The sequence below is a fragment of the Desulfocastanea catecholica genome, assembly GCF_054657295.1.
The window spans coordinates 32,071-48,675 of the sequence record NZ_BAAHYZ010000009.1; the positions used below are offsets into that span (position 1 = coordinate 32,071).

Here is a 16,605-nt window from a genome sequence, read left to right on the forward strand (position 1 = left end):
TCTTGTTACATCTTCTGCTCGACCTTCTGGTAGCAGGGAATACACAACGTCTTGCCGGCAAAACGGCGAGTGCGGGACTCCATGGTTCGTTCGCCGCAGTCGGCGCACTCCAGGCTGTCCAATACCCTTGCCCCTCGTGGTGGCCGGTCAGTCAGGGGCTGTACGGTAAATACTTCTTCCAGGGGCAGGGTCATCACCCTCGTCAGCATCTCCTGACGAAGCTGCTTGAGACGTTCCTGTTCCTCGGCGGTGAGCAGTCCTCTATTACCCCGATCCATGAGATCGGTTAATTCCTGATTTATTGCCCCCCTGGCATCCTGATTGAAAACCAAGCGGATTCCGGTATTGTCCTCGCGGTTGTAAAAGGAAAATGCCATCTTGCCGTAATCTCGCAGAATAAGGTTCCCCTTGCCGACGGTGCAGCCGGTGAGGAACTGGATGGCATCCACTCCGCACATGTCTGTCTCGGTAACGCACACCAGTGCATTCTGATTGATTTTTCCCATTTTTGCCATGGCCATCTCAGCCGCGCGGATGCCGATGGCCAATCCGGGACAACTGTGGCCATGAAAAGCAATGGTCTGGTCAATTACACTTTGTTCAATGCGGCAGCTCATAGGATTTTTCCTCTTGTCGGTGGTTGTATGGTAAAGAGTCAATGACTCGTTTCTGCTCCAGATTCTATCGGCACGACGACAGGATAGCCATTAATGTGATGAATTTCCACGGCTAAACCATACACCGATGCAATCATCTCGGCGGTAACCTGTCCGGTAGGGCCGTAACTGTGCATCCGGCCGTTTTTCAGCAGCAAAAGTGTATCGGCGTAGCGCATGGCTTTGTTCAGATCATGCATGGTCATAACCGCACCGATAGCGTGTTCATCGACAACCCGACGCAGCAGTCCCATGATCTCCACTTGATTCTTCAGATCAAGCGCGCTGGTTGGTTCATCAAGGAGCATCAGGCGTGGTTCCTGTACCAGGGCACGGGCAATGCAGACCTTCTGCAGTTCACCGCCGGAAAGCTGGTCGATACCGCGCAGCGTCTTGTCGCCGAGATGCAGATGGCGGATGGCCGAATCGACAATCTCCAGGTCGTGCCGGGATGGCCGCCAGCGAATATGCGGCTTGCGGCCCATGAGGATGGCGTCGAAGACGGTCAGTCGCGCCGTCTCGTTCTGCTGCGCAACATAGCCGATATGAAGGGCGATATCGGCGGGCGACATGTGCAGAACGCTGCGATCTTCAACTAAAATTGTTCCACCCCTGGGGCGGTGGATGATGTTGATGCATTTGAGCAGGGTGGTCTTGCCCACCCCGTTCGGTCCAAGGATGGCCAGCAGCTCGCCCGGCTGCACCTGAAAATCAATGTCGTCAAGGATGGCCTGGCCGTTATAGGCAAAGCGGAGTTTCTGTACATCAAGGATCATCGTTTTCCTCCTCTGATAATCAGCCAAAGAAATACCGGCGCCCCCATGAAGGCGGTGAGGACCGACACCGGCAGGACATGCGGTGCCAGGATCAGGCGAGCGGCCGTGTCGGATGCGAGCAGCAGCAAGGCACCGCCGACGGCGGACGCGGGCAGGAGAAAGCGATGATCCGATCCGATCAGGCGACGCACCATATGCGGCACCACCAGGCCGACAAAGCCGATGATACCAAGAAAAGAGATGATCACCGCCGTCAACAGCGACGCGAGCAGCATGCCGAGCATGCGCACCCGATCAACCCTCACTCCCAGCCCCTTGGCCGTTTCATCCCCGGCATCGATGGCATTGTAGTTCCAGCTGTTGGCAAAAAAGAACAGCGACACCAGCAGAGCAATAAGGGAAATAAAAGACAATTCATTCCAGGACGCCCGGGCCGTGTCGCCAAAGGTCCAGAAGACCATGGCTGCCAGCTGCACATCATCGGCGAAAAACTGCAGGAACATCGTGCCGGCAGTGAAAAAAGCGCCCAGCGCCACGCCGGTAAGCACCATGATCTCTGGCGTTGCCCCACGCAGGCGGGCGATGGCGATGATGACACAGGAGGTAAGGATGCTAAAGAGAAAAGCGGCGGCCGTGGTAAGATAGGGATTGGTGATCTGCACCGCGCCGACACTGTTCGAGGTCATTATGCCGCCGCCGAGAACCATCACCGACAGAGCAGCGCCAAAGGCCGCCGCATGGGAGATACCGAGGGTAAAGGGCGAGCCGAGGGGATTGCGCAGAATCGACTGCATTGCCGCCCCGGCCACGGCCAGCCCGGCCCCGGCTACCATTGAAGTGAGCGCCTGGGGCAAACGGATATTCCAGATAATGGCGGTTATCTGGTTCGTGGTCGCCTGGCCAAGCAGGCTGCGGACGACATCGGTCATGGAAATCTTGGCTGCACCAAGAGATATGGCCAGGACCAGGGACAACAGCATAAGGAAGAGCAGCACAACGAGAAAACTGATCTTTCTGCTGATATAGCGTGTGTATTCAGCCGGTATCCGGCCGTCAAGAAAATGCATGTCAATGTAAAGGGACTCTTGCAAAGGCCAGATTCTGGAACTGGCTGTTCATTTCGTGGAAAAGAGGCTTGCCGACGAGAAAAGTATAAATTTCATCGGCCTTGGCCTGCGGATCGATATCGTAGAAACGGTCTGGGTAGAGCAGTTTACCGATGAAATAGGCGTTGGCCAGGATCGAATCAAAATTCTGATTGTACCAGTTGTAGGGCAACACCCCGTAAAGACTGCCAGTCTGCACGGCGGTTAGTGTCTGGTACGCCGGATCTGTTTTCAGCTCGTGCAGCCCGCCGGCCTTGTCACCCAATTGTAAGGTGGCCAGATCGAGAAAAAGGATATCGGGATTCCAGGCAACGATTTTTTCTTTGGCGATATCGGTATTATTCAGATCCTTCACCGCAGCATTGGCGCCATCGGCCAGATTGCGGGCATTGATGAAGCGGAAGGGCGGATAGGTCGGTTCAGTTGACTGGAAGCCATGCGGCCCGGCATAGGCCACCCCGCCAAGATAGACGCTGGGTTTTTTCGCGTCCGGGATATCGGCGGTCCGTCTATGCAGGTCGTCAATGGCCTGCTGGAAATAGGCGATCAGTTCCTCCGCCCGCGGTCTTTTGCCGACGACGTCACCGATGATGCGCAGGGCGCTGAAAAGGTCATTCCGCTGATTGACGAGATTGCCGTAATGCAAGACAACTACGGGAATACCTGTCTTCTGCTGCAGTTTTTCCGGTTCGAGGCCGGCCGCACCCTGGGTGGTGGCGACTACCTTGAGGATGACTTCGGGTTGCTCCGGTAGTGTCAGGATTAATTCCGGATTATCTTTGCCGCGAAATTCACCGAATATCGGTAATTCCTTGAAGCCGGGATTGGCCAGGGCATAAGGGCGGGCATCGAACTGCCTGCGCCGTCCCTCGATATCATCAACCGCCACGACCATGTTCTGGGCCTGGAGGTAGGTGAGCAGGCGCAGACAGCCGGAACCGGAACAGATGATTTTTTTTACTGTCTCGGGGATGACGAGGTTTCTCCCCTGTGCGTCGCTGATCTCTCTGGCCAAAACCGCCTGCGGCAAAACAAAGAGAAGTGTTAAGAAGATCGACAAAAAAAATCGCATAGTCGCACCCCTGGGTGAGATGAAAAATTATCACACGAAATAATTATTTTGATGCACAAAGGTGTTCTTTACCGCGAACCAGGGAAGCTGTCAAATAAAAAGCACACAAAACTGATATTCGTAATACTGGAAGAGCGTGCAATCGGTCCCTGGCGGAATCGACCAGGAATTTTATTGGTGTCGATGGATGAATTTTTGGAAGTGAGGCAGCAGACTGCCGGCGGCTGTATCTATTCTTCAAACAGGACGCAGAGCAGGATTCCCGCCGTATGGTGTATTGTAGCCGTATTTCCCCGCATGATATTGCTTACGCCACGGGAGGAGCCAAAAGGGATGGTCTGATCGGTGAGGGGATAGGCAAAGCCGTGTAAAGTAACGCCGCAGGCATCACCCTTGAGAGGCAGGACGGACACTTTTTGCCCGGGTGCACCACTGATTGTATGCTCTTTTCCCGGATGCAGGATGTGCATGGAACAGTTGGAGGCGAGCAGAAAGATGTGCTGTTCTTGATACTTTTCACCGGCAGCAAGCATGACGTTGGCCAGACTCATGTCCCATCTGCCGCCGAGGGCACCGACCAGCCAGACGGTCCGCGCGCCTTTTTCTTGGGCCAGATCAAGGGCCAGTTCCAGATCGGTGGCGTCTTTTTGCTTTGGATGGCGATGTATGCTGGTGCCGGCATGTTCATAGGCGGCCAAGATGTGTGCATCGATTGAATCGAGATCGCCCAGGAGAATATCCGGGGTGACGGCAAACTGTGCACAATGGTTGGCGCCACCGTCGGCGGCAATAATAAGATCCGCCTTTTCAAGCAGCACTGCCAGTTCCGGTGAGTGGTCGAGCGTTCCGTTGGCAAAGATAAGTGTAAACATTTCTTTCCAGCTGCCCCTTTTGTTGTATCGCGTCCCTGCCTTAGAAACCGATGGCCTTCTCAAGCGTGTTGATTTCCTGCAGCAGCTGCATTCTTTCCGCATCGGTGAGGTCCGAGCGTTGCAGCTTTTGCCGCAGTCCGAGCAGAATCATTTCTTGCCGATAATCGTTGCAGGTATATTGCGAGGGTCCTGTTTTGTCCTTGTCGGTCATGATGAAGCCTTTACTGGTCAGAAGAAGTCGAGGGTCTTCTGCACGCCGCTGAAGAAAAACCAGCAGGAAAAGAGGATGAGAAAGACCGCACAACCGCCGATTAATTTCCGGTAAAAGGTGTTGCTGAAGAGATGTTGACCTTTGGTAATACCGAAAGAAATCAAGCCATACCAGGCCAGATCGGCCAGGATATGGCCAAGGAAAAAAGCCGTCACGCCGAGCAGGCCAAACTTCAGGGCATGCATGATATAGCCGAGTCCGATCGATGCCCACCAGAGCAGCCAATAGGGGTTCACGGCGCTGAGAACAATGCCCATGACGACCAGGTTGCGCGATTTTTTCTCGCCTCCAGGCTGACAATCCAAAAAAAGTTGCGGAAGACTGCGCAGCATGGAAATGCCCATCCAGAGCAGAACCGCACCCCCGGTCAGGGAAATAAAGATAAAGACGTCATCTCGAACGAGAATCGGCGCCAGCCCGGAGATCAGGGCGACGACAAGGGCCAGCTCAAGCAGGCCATGGCCGAAAATCATCAGTGGGCCGGTGCTCGCTCCTCGCCTGGAACTCTCGCTGACAGTGACGGTCATCAGCGGTCCCGGCATCAGAGCGCCGGAAAGTGCCAGGACGAAGGAGGTACAGAAAATAGTGATCAGCGCGATTTCCATGATGTACCCGTTGTTTGAAATTACCGATAAGGCTAACTATACCGGGCGGCATTCGGATTCTCAACAACCGATTACCGGAGGAGAGGAATCGTTGCAAGTATTTATATCGTCGACCTTGCCAGCCCGGGCTACCGATTTACCGCAAAAAGTCTTTCAGTAGACAGACTTACTGGCTGAGAAGAACAAGAGCCGAAGGGTTCAGGAAAAGCTCTATCGGCTGGCCGATATCCGGCGGTGGCGGGTCGATTGGCAGATCGAAGGTCAGGGGAGTATCTCCCGCCTGTACACCGAGTCGGTAGCTGCTCCCCTGGAATTGCCGGCTGGTGATGGTGCCGGACAGGAGCAAAGGTACAGCTTTTGCCGCCAAAGAACCGACGAGAGTCGCGCCTTCGGGGCGGATCAGCAGGAGCGTTGCAGTTTTCGGTGGCATATGCTCTTGACGTACAGGCAGGCTGCCCAGCGGGGAACGGAAGAAGCCCTGACTATCGACAGAACCTTTTATCAGGTTGCGAAACCCGAGAAAGCCGGCAACGGTACTGTTGATAGGGTTTCGGTAGAGATGCTCCGGGGTATCGAATTGCTGCAGGATGCCATGGTGGAGGATCGCGACCTTATCGGCGATACTGAATGCCTCGGCCTGGTCATGGGTGACGAACACGGCGGTGACGGCCAGAGATTTAAGGATCGTGCGGATTTCGTCGGTCAGCCGCTCCCTCAGGGCCCGGTCAAGCGAGCCGAGGGGCTCGTCGAGGAGCAGCAGCTGCGGTTCCGGCGCAAGGCTTCTGGCCAGTGCCACCCGCTGCCTCTCCCCCCCCGACAGCTCGTCGATTTTACGATGCTCCAGGCCGGCAAGGCCAACCATTTCCAGCACCGTTTTCACCCTTCTGTCCAGCTCGTCCACTGGACAATGCTGCATTTCCAGGCCGAAGGCGACGTTTTGCTGGACGGATTTATGGGGAAAGAGGGCGTATTCCTGAAACATCATGCCGAAATTTCTTTTATGAGGAGGGACCCCTCGGATATCCCTGCCGCAAAAGATGATCGTGCCGGCATCTTCTTTTTCCAGCCCGGCCAGCAGGCGGAGCAGGGTTGTCTTGCCCGAGCCGGAGGGGCCGAGAAGGCAGAGAATCTCCCCCTGTTTCAGTGAAAAGCTGATGTCCTGGAGCAGTGGTTGCCCTTCATACCGGTTTGACAGCCTGTCCACCTTGAGGATGGTGCTAGTGTCCTGCATTCCTGGCACTTTTCGTTCTGTTTTCATAGCGATGGTTGCGGAACTTTTTTTGCGGTGTCCAGTCTGCCAAGGAGCCAGAAACCGGCACAGGTGACCAGCATGAGGATACTGCTCATGGCCATGGCCTGTCCATAGTTGATGTCGCCGGGTTGTCCGAGAAAACGGAAAATCGCCACCGGCATGGTCGGGGTATGTGGTCGGGTGACAAAGGCTGAGGCGCCGAATTCGCCCATACTGATGGAAAAGGCGAAAACCGCGCCGACGAGAATGGCCCTGCTGACAATGGGAATATCCACCCGGCGCCATACCTGATAGGGCGAGGCGCCGAGCAGGGTGGCCGCTTCGCGCAGGGTCTGCGGGATCTGCCGCAGACTCGGCAGGATGCAGCGGACGACAAAGGGAAAGGCCACCAGGGCATGGGCGATGGGGACCAGGGCCAGAGAGTCGCGCAGGTTCAGTGGTGGCCTGTTCAGGGCAATGATATAGCCAAAGCCGAGGGTTACTGCCGAGGTAGCCAGGGGCAGCATGATAATCGCGTCCCAGAAAGAGGACGCCGAGGCCCCTCGCTTTCGGGCCGAGGCGAGAAAGGTTGAGGCAAGCAGGCCGAGGATAACGGCGATGGTCATGGCCGCAAGGGCAAAACCGACGCTGTTGGCCACCGCGGCAATGGGTTCGACGAAAAAGACCGACCTGGCCTGGGTGGTAAAAAGCGCCGAGTAATAGACCAGGGTCAGGCCGTCCTGCCCGGTAAGCGAGCGGATGACCAGGGCGAGCAGCGGCGTGACCAGCAGGATGCCCATGAACAGGAGGTTTATGCCGATAAAAATCTTCTGTGTCGGGGTCTCAACCTGTATTGCGGTGTCGCTTGCCGAGTCGGTATAAAAGGCGATGCGCGATCTTTTGCCAAGGCGCGCATGCAGCCACATGAGCAGAAAATTAACGACGATCTGGATCAGGGACAGTGCGGCGGCCATGGGCAGATTAAAGAGTTGCACCGATTGGCGGTAAATTTCCACCTCGAGGGTTGCATATCCGGGGCCGCCGAGGATGAGCACTACCCCGAAGCTGGTGAAGCAAAAAATAAAGACGAGTAGCGCCGCGGAGCCGATGGCCGGCATCAACAGGGGCAGGGTGATCCGGCGAAAGGTCTGCCACGGCGAGGCGCCAAGCATTGTCGCCGCGGCGCGCATATCGGGATCGAGTCCGGCCCAGAATCCGCCGACGATGCGCAGCACCAGGGTGTAATTGTAAAAAACATGGGCGAGGAGGAAAAAGGCCACCGTCTGATCAATGTTGATCGGAGGCTGGGCCAGCTGCAAGCCACTCATCAGCCAGGTGTTGAGCAAACCGTGGCTCCCGAGCAAGGCCCGAAAGGCGGCCGCGGTGACGACGGTGGGCAGCACGAAGGGCACGGTCATCAATGCCTGAAGCAGGTTTTTGCCAAAAAAACGATACCGGGCAAAAACATAGGCTCCGGGCAGGGCCAGCACCAGGGTGATGACAGTGGACAGGGCTGCCTGCCAGCAGGTGAACCAGAGAATACGGCCGTAGATGGGCGAGTCGACCAGCTTGCTGAGTCTGGCCGGGTCCCAGCTGCCGTCCGGCAGAAAGCTAAGCAGAACTATTTTTCCCAGCGGATAAAAATAGAAGAGGAGCAGGAACAGCAAGGGCAGGGAGAACACTGCCCAGCGGAACAGAGGTCGAGACGGCTGCACGTCATGTTCTCCCTTTTTTACCTGGTGTTCTGGTCGCTTGTCGATCAGCGCAGGACGACATTCGTCCAGGCCTCGATCCAGCTGTCGCGGTTGGCTTCAATGGCCGAAGGGCGGAGCGTTACCGGTTTGTCGGCGACAACGGCGTGTTTGACAAAAACCTCCGGCAGTTGGGCATTCTTGTTCGCCGGGAAGACAAACATCTGCAGCGGGACATCCTCCTGGAAACCTTTGCTCAGCATAAAGTCGACAAGTTTTTTGGCCAGCTCAAGTTCTTTGGTGCCTTTCAGGATGCCGACAAATTCGATCTGACGAAAGGCGGTGTTGTCGGCAACCAGCGCGGCAGTGGGGGCTTCGGACAGTGGCTTTGCCGCATAATGGACAACCGCCGGCGGACTGGATGCATAGCTGACGACGATCGGCCGGTCGCCCTTGGAGGCGGCAGTGAAATGGCCATAATAGGCATCCTCCCAGCCATTGGCGGCGATCACGTCGTTGTCGCGCATTTTTGTCCAGAAATCGAGATAACCATCCTCGCCGAATCGGCCGATAGTCGCCAGAAGAAAGGCCATGCCGGGCGAAGAGGTTGCCGGGTTTTCAACCACGGTCAAGCCCCGGTAGGCAGGTTTGACCAGGTCGGCGAGATCGGTCGGGGGAGGCAGCTGATGGGATCTGAACCACTGCTTGTCGTAGTTGAGGCAGACATCGCCGTAGTCGACCGGCAGCAGGCGGTTCTGTTCATCGAGCTGCAGGGCGGCGGGGATCTCGGCGAGCAGCGGTGATGCATAGGGCAGAAAAATGTCCGCATCGAGCGCCCGGGAAAAAAAGGTGTTGTCGACCCCGAAAAAGACATCGGCCAGAGGATTGTCTTTGGAGAGAATAGCCTGTATCAGGGCGGCCCCGGCGTCGCCGGATTTTAAAAAGCGGACTTTCACGTCGTTGTCTTTTTCAAAGCCGGCAATCACCTCTTTGCCGATGTTGAAACTGTCATGAGTCATGAGGGTAATGGCTTTTTCCGTTGCAGCCGCGCTGGTGAGAGCTATGCCGAGTGATAAGACCAATACCGATGCACCGAGGCATATCCTGTTCATAAACACCTCCAAAGTCATATAAACTGCCAAAAAAAAAGCCGCCTCCGGGCAGGAGACGGCTAGAGATGTCGCACTGTTCCCTCCACCGGCATTATCCGGATCAGGTCAGGCGGTCGGGTTATTGTTGAAACCCCTCTCAGCCCGGTTGTACCGAGCTCCCGCGTCACTTGCCTTAAGATAGGCTATCTTGCAGCGCTTTGCAACTACTCCCTCATAAATGACAGCGACCCGGGTTATTTCTGCAAAAGAACCACGGTTTCGATATGGTGGGTCTGGGGAAACATGTCGACAGGCTGGATTTTGCTGATGGTAAAACCTTCGCTGGTCAGTTCGCCGAGGTCCCGACACAGGGTGGATGGATCGCAGGAAATATAGACCAGGCATCTGGTGGTGACTGCCGCCAGCCGATCGGCCAGGCCGGGTATGCCCTGCCGGGGGGGATCGATGACGACACAGTCGAACCACCGCCCTTGTTCGGCAAGCTCCAGGCACGCGCGGTCCGCCGAACTTTTCAGAAAACGGCAATTGGTCAGGCCGGCATGGGCTGCATTCTTTTCCGCGCTGCGGATGGCCGAAGCCTGGCCCTCAATACCGAAAACTTCCTTAGCCCCCCTGGCCAGGGGGATGGAGAAATTGCCCATGCCGCAGTAGAGATCAAGCACCGTGTCGCTCTTTGTGAGCTGGCAGAGATCAACAACGGTGTTGATGAGATGTCTGTTCTGGGCCAGATTGACCTGACAGAATCCGCCAACTTCCCAGGAAAGTTCGACGGGCTGCTGGGTTGCGGTGCCTGGCGGATACTGTACGGTGAAGGTGTTGTCCGTATAATCACGGTCCTTTGTCCGATTATCCCAATACGGACCGGTGATCGGAAAATCCGTGCCGATAAAAAAAACTCGCTCCACTTCGTCGTCATCGGTGCACAGGCGCTTAGCCGATTGCACATCGGCAGGTCGAACTTTTCTTCTGAAATGAAAGATACAGACAGTTTTTCCGGTCAGGGGGTTCTCCTGCAGCTCTACCTCCGTTGACAGCTCGCACAGCCGGCGCCCGTCATCATGCTTTTGCAGGACGGTGATGATTTTGTTGATCGATGCTCCGGCCAGCAGGCAGCACTCAATGGGGATAATCTCATGCGAGCGAAAGCGGTGGAAACCGACCAGGCCACGGTCACCTACCTGCAGACGGATGCGCTGCCGGTAGGCAAATGGTGCGGGGGATGGGAGGGGAGAGGCGAGGAGGTCAATCGCTGAACGGACTGCTTCCTCGCTCTGGCGGCGAAGAAGATCGGCAACGATGTCTTTTTTTATAACCAGCTGGGTTGCATAGTTGCAATGCTGCAGGTCACACCCGCCGCACTGGCCGTAATATCGACAGGGTGGGGAGATTCTGGCCGGATGCTCTTCAAGGATTTGCTGTACTTTGCCAAAAAGATGGTTTTTTTTCGCTTCTTCTGTGGTTATTATGACTGTCTCGTTCGGCAACACCTGCCGAACGAGAGTTACCTGTCCCGTGGCAAGGCGGGCGAAACCGTAACCTCCGTTGACTATCTTTTCTATGTGTATTGTTTTCGGTTCCATCTTTTATGTTGCCACCAGGCAAGGTTGAGCATGTATGCACTTGAAACGGACGCGGCATATGCGACGATTCGATTCTGAATTGCTCCCTTGTCATAATCTACCATCCCTGTCTTGTCGAATACTATTCTTTCTCTGCGCCTTGCTGCTGCTTGGTGCAACGACGGTTTCGGCCACAGTCACCCTTGATGTTACTGTAACAGGAGTGAGCGGGCCCCTGTATGAAAATGTCATGGCCCGTCTGGCCATCAATCTGCAGAAAGGCAGTGAACGATTAACGCCGATTGCTGTCAGGCGACTGCATCGACAGGCGGAAAAGGATATCGGCGCTGCCCTTGCCCCGTTCGGCTATTATAATCCGATGATCAGCAGCAGTTTGAAAAAGGACGGCGATAGCTTTCAGGCCGAGTACACAATTGACAAAGGGCCACCGGTGATTGTCCGGGAGGTCGTGCTGCAGGTGACCGGGCAAGGGCAAAATAATGCGCAGCTTTTGCGGGCCATTACCACGTTTCCGGTTAAGGTCGGCGAAATTCTTGATCAGGAGTCCTATGAGCAGGGGAAAAAGAAACTGGTCTACCTTGCGCTCAGCGAGGGTTTTCTCGATGCGGTTTTTACCGAGCGGGCCCTGCGCATAAACCACGAGACCAATACTGCCGCTGTCCGGCTGGTTCTGGACAGCGGTCGCCAGTATCTCTTTGGTGCAACGACCAGCAACCAGCAGATCCTCGACCCGGACCTGCTCAATCGATACCTGCCGTATACATCGGGTGATCCGTATAATCCGGCAAAACTTTTCGAACTGCAGTCTATTCTTTACCGGACCGACTACTTCAGCCGGGTGGTGGTGCGGGGGCATACCGACCAGATCGTCGATTTCCGTGTCCCGGTGGATATTGATCTGACTGCTCCGGCACATCTCAATAAATACACCCTGGGTCTAGGCTATGCCACTGATACCGGTATCAGGGGGAAAGTGGACTGGTCTAACCGGCTGTATAATTCCCGGGGGCATAAAGCCAGTGCCGGCTTCCAGCTGTCCGAACTCGAAAATATTGTCTCGCTGCGCTACGATATTCCGCAGTCCGATCCCCGCTATAACAAGCTGGTATATAGTCTCGGCTACCAGGATAAACAATGGGATGACACAGACACGCAACTTCTTACTGCGGCGGTCGCTCACGAATATTCCGGGCCGCGTTTTAATCTCAGTGGCGGTCTGGAACTGCGCGACGAGGTGTACGACGTGGGCAATACCAGCGGCGACTCGACACTGTTGGTTCCCTCGGCAAAAGCCGGTATGGTTTGGGCCGATGATGTGCTGTATACCAAAAGAGGCTTGCAGGTATCGGTGGGTTTTCTTGGTGGTGTGAAAGGGTTGGTCTCCGATGTCAACTTTCTTCAGGCGATGATCAGCAGCAAGGCGATCATCTCACCGATGAAAGCCTGGCGGGTGATAGGCAGAGGTTCGCTTGGCGCGACCGTCGTTGATTCTATTGATTCCCTGCCGCCATCATTGCGTTTTTATACCGGTGGTGACAACACCATCCGTGGCTACAGCTATAAGTCCATAGGGACGAAGGATTCGTCCGGTGCGGTCATCGGTGGCCGGTATCTGGTGGTCGGGAGTATTGAACTGGAGCGTGTTGTCGCGGAAAACTGGAGTCTTGCCGGTTTCTGGGACGTAGGAAATGCAACTGACGATCTGTCTCTCGAATTCAGGCAGGGAGTGGGGGCAGGAGTTCGCTTTCGTCTGCCTTTTGGGCAGATACGACTGGATCTGGCCTCCGGCCTGTCCGAGGATGGCAGTCCTCTTCGCATTCATCTCACCGTCGGAGGAGATTTGTGAAACGAACCGCCTTCTTCCTCGTCTCCCTTCTTTTGCTTCTGTCGGCGTGTTTCGTGTTCATTTTCACTACGGAATCCGGTCTGCTAGCCATGCAAAAAGGTATCAATCGATTTACCGCCGGCAAGGTTTTTATTGGACAGGCCGAGGGCAGGCTGTCCGGAAACTGGTCTTTGACCAACCTTAGATTAGCAAGTAGCAGTGCGGATATTGGGGTGGATCGGTTGGAAACCTCCTGGCGACCGGGCAGCCTGCTCAGGGCCGAGCTTAATATTGTCAAGATCGTTGCGACTGGGGTGGACATCGTTTTAAAAGACGACCCGGCTGACGCACCAGACAATGCTGTTGTCCAGCTGCCCCGAGTTTTGCTGCCTGTTGCTGTTCTGGTAGACGGCCTTGTCGTGAACAAGCTAACCGTAAGAGACAGTGATGGAACCGAGCGGTTCAGCGTTGACAGGCTTCTGGCCGGCCTCGAGGGCAATGCGGGTCGCTTAGCCGTCAAAACATTTGAGTTGCATGGCCCGGACATCGGCTTGGCGCTGCACGGGAATATCGACGTTGGCAGCAACTGGTCTTTGGATTTGCTGGGCAAATGGCATCTGGCTGGTTTTGGGTTTCATCCGATGGCCGGCATCTTGTCGGCAACCGGCCCGCTCAGTGACCCGCATGTTGAGCTTGACATACAGAGTCCCGGCGATATCCGCGTCAAGGCAGATCTGGTCAATCTTCTGCAACAGCCTCAGTGGACAGCGCAGCTTGAGGCGAATAATGTCGATTTGTCGGCTCTTATCGAGGACTGTCCAAAGATCGAACTGGCCACGGTAAAAGCAGCTTTTACCGGCAATTTCGACAATTACCGGGGCCATGTGCAGGCCGAAGGACGCTGGGATACGCTTGACGGGATGCACCTGGTCAGCGATCTTGCCGGCGATTTTCTGGGTATTGATTTTCAGTCACTGCGCATTGACAGCTCAGAGAGCTCGGCCGAGGTTTCTGGTGGAAAAATTTCCTGGGCGGATATTTTTTCCTGGGAAGGGCGGTTTTTGTTCAAAGGATTTGATCCTTCGGTTATCAGCGAGGAGTTGCAGGGCCGACTCAACGCAATGCTGGTGAGTAAGGGAAATGTTACGGAACATGGCGTTGTCGCCTCTTTTGAAATTGCTGAGCTGGATGGTGTATTGCGTGATCATCAGGTCGCGGCAAGCGGCAATGTCTTCCTTACGGAAACCGAGGTGCATACCGATGGGTTGACCCTTCGAAGCGGTGAGGTCGCGGGCCTCGCTTCCATTGAAAATGGTTTGTTCTCCTGGGCTGACGAGCCGCACTGGTCGGCAGAAATCCGCCTAGATCAATTTGACCCGTCCTGGCTGTATGAAGAATTTCCCGGAAGCGTCAATGGGAGTGTGAAAACCGAGGGTAAACTGGCAGATGGTGGGCTGGAGGCCTCGCTTCACATAGACAACGTGTCCGGTACGCTGCGCGGCAATGTACTCTCGGGCGGCGGCAAGATCAGCCTCGTAGGCGATACCCTCAATACAACCGGGCTGGCGCTGCGGATCGGGCCCTCGGAGCTGGCAGTCAATGGGCGGGCTGGAGAGAGTCTGGCCGTCGATTTTTCACTCTCTTCCCCGGATATCGGCACCCTTCTCCCGGAGAGTAAAGGAAGCTTACTTGTTCGGGGCAGCCTGCAGGGCAGCCGCAATGCGCCCCATCTGGATGCAGACCTTCAGGGCACCGGGCTGCGCTACCGGGAATACAGTCTTGATCGGGTGCAGGGAGAGATCGAGACCATGTTGACAGGCGATGGGCAGCTGACTGGGTCGTTTTTCGGCGAGGGCATGTCCCTGGGTGGCTTTTTTATTGATAAAGGTCGCATTGAACTGGACGGTAGCCTGGCCAGGCATCACATTGTCGTCGAAGGATCCACGGCCAAGGGGAAGTTGGCGTTCAGGGCCAGTGGAAGTTATCGGCAAGCCTGGCAGGGAGAACTGTCTCATTTTCAATGGGCAGCCGGCGAGTTCGGTGTCTGGCGCCAGGAAGAAAAAGCAGCGATGACGGCTGGCAGGGATGGCGTTTCGCTGAAAAGGTTCTGCCTGAAAAACGGTGAGAGCGAAGTTTGTCTCGATGGCGATGTCCAGCTGGAAAAAGAAGGACAATGGGCAATGCAGGGCAAGCTTTCCTCGGTACCGCTGAATTGGCTCGAGCAGCTGGAACTGATCCCTGTCCCGGTAAACGGAAACGTCCATGCGGAGATTGCCGCCAAAGGCAACAGTCACCGGGTAATCTCCGCCAAGGCCGAGTTCAGAGTACCGACAGCCGATATATCGGTGGAGGTCGAGGAGAGCGAGCCGGCTTCGTTTCATTTTGATGATTCCGTGCTGGCCCTGGAGTTGACCGATGGCGTTTTGCAGGCAGATTTTAACCTCCGCATGCGCAACGGCAGTCAGCTTGTCCTGGCCGCAGAGGTCGAAGGTGCCGGTGATTTTTCCGTGCCGATACTCTCTCTGCCTTTGCGTGGTGACCTGGAGTTGAAAGAATTTGACCTCGACATGCTCAGAGTCTTAACCGGTTACGGTGTCGAACCGACAGGAAAGATAAACAATGCATTAACCCTGGCAGGAACGGTAGGCCAACCGAAACTCTATGGGGCAATAACTCTTCGGGATGGAAGCATAAATCTCCCCTATCAGGGTATTACCCTGGAAAATATCGTCTTGTCCGTTGCCGCGGGGGAAGAGACGGCCCAGGTCACCGCCAGAGCAACGTCGGGCCCGGGACAGGTGACGGCCGTCGGCACACTGCTCTATGGGGATCAGGGGTTCGAAGGTGTATTGACCATCAAGGGCAGCAACTTTCTTTTGGTCAACCTTCCGGAGTATGCTTTTCGAGTCAATCCCGAGGTGCTGTTGACTTTCAGCAACGATAAAGCCGAGATAAAAGGGACGATCGACGTGCCTCATGGACTGATAGCGCCGCATGAGATGAGAGATTCGATCAGTGCCTCCGAGGATGTCATTCTCGTCAGCGGCACCAGGGAAGAACGGCTGGATGGTTTACCCTTTACCCTGGATATCAAAGTCCGACTGGGCGACGACGTACGTATCGATGGCTATGGTTTGACCGGTCGACTGGACGGCGATCTGCGGGTCTACACTACTCCGGACGATTCTTTCGCCGGAAGGGGCGACCTTGATCTTATCGAGGGAAACTTTGTTCTTTACGGTCGGACCCTGAAAATTATGCGGGGGCGAATGCTGTTCAGCGGTGGACCCATCGATAATCCCGGTGTTGACGTCAGAGCACAGATCAAGGTCAGTGATGAGGAGGCACGGGGAAAAGGATATACTGTCGGGGTGGACATCAGCGGCCTGGCTCAGGACCTGCAGTACCGTCTCTTTTCCAATCCCTTTATGGAGGACGCGGAGATTCTGTCGCTCATGATCGTTGGTCATTCCTTCGCCAGTTCCACCCCGACGGAAGGGAGTCTTCTCGAGGCGGCAGCAGTGACCCTGGGAGTGAAAGGCAGCCTGGACTTTGTGCAGGGGATCGGCAACCTCTTGATGCTTGATGATTTACATCTCGAGGGCAGCAGTTCAAAGGAAAACGTGTCACTGGTCATCGGCAAAAAGGTCACCAAGAATCTTTATATTGGCTATGATCTGAATGTATTCAACCAGCTCGGTCAGTTTCGGGTGCGATACGATCTCACTCATGGATTCTCGGTGGAAACGAAAAGTTCTTCAGAAGCAACCGGCGCAGATCTCCTGTATACCTTTGAAAGGTAGGCGGC

At 55.5% G+C, this 16,605-nt stretch carries 13 protein-coding genes and 1 riboswitch; of the genes, 2 read left to right on the forward strand and 11 right to left on the reverse strand.

Annotation, left to right across the window (positions count from 1 at the left end; all coding sequences use genetic code 11):
* Positions 1-5: 5 nt before the first annotated feature.
* The 11 genes from ACYQ8U_RS09970 to rlmD form a co-directional block, all read right to left on the reverse strand.
* Positions 6-617 (reverse strand): FmdE family protein, encoded by a 612-nt coding sequence (locus ACYQ8U_RS09970; RefSeq protein ID WP_459945390.1) that lies wholly within the window; start codon positions 615-617, stop codon positions 6-8.
* Positions 618-655: 38 nt separating this feature from the next.
* Entirely contained in the window at positions 656-1,432 is a 777-nt protein-coding gene (locus tag ACYQ8U_RS09975; protein ID WP_459945391.1) for an ABC transporter ATP-binding protein, read from the reverse strand.
* Positions 1,429-2,499: a FecCD family ABC transporter permease gene (locus ACYQ8U_RS09980; RefSeq protein ID WP_459945392.1), complete on the reverse strand. Its 1,071-nt coding sequence runs from the start codon at positions 2,497-2,499 to the stop codon at positions 1,429-1,431. Before ACYQ8U_RS09980 ends, ACYQ8U_RS09975 begins: the two co-directional genes overlap by 4 nt.
* Position 2,500: 1 nt before the next feature.
* Positions 2,501-3,610: an iron ABC transporter substrate-binding protein gene (locus ACYQ8U_RS09985; RefSeq protein ID WP_459945393.1), complete on the reverse strand. Its 1,110-nt coding sequence runs from the start codon at positions 3,608-3,610 to the stop codon at positions 2,501-2,503.
* A 230-nt stretch (positions 3,611-3,840) separates the two neighbouring features.
* Positions 3,841-4,482 carry a thiamine diphosphokinase gene (locus tag ACYQ8U_RS09990; RefSeq protein ID WP_459945394.1) on the reverse strand — a complete coding sequence of 214 codons (642 nt, stop codon included), beginning with the start codon at positions 4,480-4,482 and terminating at the stop codon, positions 3,841-3,843.
* 40 nt (positions 4,483-4,522) lie between these two features.
* The gene (locus ACYQ8U_RS09995) at positions 4,523-4,693 is read right to left on the reverse strand and encodes a hypothetical protein (RefSeq protein WP_459945395.1); all 171 of its coding nucleotides are present in this window, start codon (positions 4,691-4,693) and stop codon (positions 4,523-4,525) included.
* Positions 4,694-4,710: 17 nt separating this feature from the next.
* Complete coding sequence (locus ACYQ8U_RS10000) at positions 4,711-5,358, reverse strand: LysE family transporter (RefSeq protein ID WP_459945396.1); 648 nt, start codon at positions 5,356-5,358, stop codon at positions 4,711-4,713.
* A 166-nt stretch (positions 5,359-5,524) separates the two neighbouring features.
* Positions 5,525-6,589 (reverse strand): ABC transporter ATP-binding protein, encoded by a 1,065-nt coding sequence (locus tag ACYQ8U_RS10005; protein ID WP_459945397.1) that lies wholly within the window; start codon positions 6,587-6,589, stop codon positions 5,525-5,527.
* Between the two features lie 23 nt (positions 6,590-6,612).
* Complete coding sequence (locus ACYQ8U_RS10010; RefSeq protein WP_459945398.1) at positions 6,613-8,304, reverse strand: ABC transporter permease; 1,692 nt, start codon at positions 8,302-8,304, stop codon at positions 6,613-6,615.
* Between the two features lie 44 nt (positions 8,305-8,348).
* Entirely contained in the window at positions 8,349-9,392 is a 1,044-nt protein-coding gene (locus ACYQ8U_RS10015) for a thiamine ABC transporter substrate-binding protein (protein WP_459945399.1), read from the reverse strand.
* Between the two features lie 60 nt (positions 9,393-9,452).
* A riboswitch (TPP riboswitch) is annotated at positions 9,453-9,561 on the reverse strand.
* 64 nt (positions 9,562-9,625) lie between these two features.
* Positions 9,626-10,972: a 23S rRNA (uracil(1939)-C(5))-methyltransferase RlmD gene (rlmD, locus tag ACYQ8U_RS10020; protein ID WP_459945400.1), complete on the reverse strand. Its 1,347-nt coding sequence runs from the start codon at positions 10,970-10,972 to the stop codon at positions 9,626-9,628.
* A 58-nt stretch (positions 10,973-11,030) separates the two neighbouring features.
* On the opposite strand from rlmD, the gene ACYQ8U_RS10025 reads away from it, so the two are divergent.
* Together ACYQ8U_RS10025 and ACYQ8U_RS10030 are read left to right on the forward strand one after the other, a co-directional pair.
* Positions 11,031-12,818, forward strand: a complete 1,788-nt coding sequence (locus tag ACYQ8U_RS10025) for an autotransporter assembly complex protein TamA (RefSeq protein WP_459945401.1) — start codon at positions 11,031-11,033, stop codon at positions 12,816-12,818.
* Positions 12,815-16,600, forward strand: a complete 3,786-nt coding sequence (locus tag ACYQ8U_RS10030; RefSeq protein WP_459945402.1) for a translocation/assembly module TamB domain-containing protein — start codon at positions 12,815-12,817, stop codon at positions 16,598-16,600. Before ACYQ8U_RS10025 ends, ACYQ8U_RS10030 begins: the two co-directional genes overlap by 4 nt.
* Positions 16,601-16,605: the final 5 nt, after the last annotated feature.

What these genes read in the sequence shown, in the direction of transcription:
- ACYQ8U_RS09970 (WP_459945390.1), bottom strand. Translation starts at nt 617, where the DNA reads ATGAGCTGCCGCATTGAACAAAGTGTAATTGACCAGACCATTGCTTTT.
- ACYQ8U_RS09975 (WP_459945391.1), bottom strand. Translation starts at nt 1,432, where the DNA reads ATGATCCTTGATGTACAGAAACTCCGCTTTGCCTATAACGGCCAGGCC.
- ACYQ8U_RS09980 (WP_459945392.1), bottom strand. Translation starts at nt 2,499, where the DNA reads ATGCATTTTCTTGACGGCCGGATACCGGCTGAATACACACGCTATATC.
- ACYQ8U_RS09985 (WP_459945393.1), bottom strand. Translation starts at nt 3,610, where the DNA reads ATGCGATTTTTTTTGTCGATCTTCTTAACACTTCTCTTTGTTTTGCCG.
- ACYQ8U_RS09990 (WP_459945394.1), bottom strand. Translation starts at nt 4,482, where the DNA reads ATGTTTACACTTATCTTTGCCAACGGAACGCTCGACCACTCACCGGAA.
- ACYQ8U_RS09995 (WP_459945395.1), bottom strand. Translation starts at nt 4,693, where the DNA reads ATGACCGACAAGGACAAAACAGGACCCTCGCAATATACCTGCAACGAT.
- ACYQ8U_RS10000 (WP_459945396.1), bottom strand. Translation starts at nt 5,358, where the DNA reads ATGGAAATCGCGCTGATCACTATTTTCTGTACCTCCTTCGTCCTGGCA.
- ACYQ8U_RS10005 (WP_459945397.1), bottom strand. Translation starts at nt 6,589, where the DNA reads ATGCAGGACACTAGCACCATCCTCAAGGTGGACAGGCTGTCAAACCGG.
- ACYQ8U_RS10015 (WP_459945399.1), bottom strand. Translation starts at nt 9,392, where the DNA reads ATGAACAGGATATGCCTCGGTGCATCGGTATTGGTCTTATCACTCGGC.
- rlmD (WP_459945400.1), bottom strand. Translation starts at nt 10,972, where the DNA reads ATGGAACCGAAAACAATACACATAGAAAAGATAGTCAACGGAGGTTAC.
- ACYQ8U_RS10025 (WP_459945401.1), top strand. Translation starts at nt 11,031, where the DNA reads ATGCGACGATTCGATTCTGAATTGCTCCCTTGTCATAATCTACCATCC.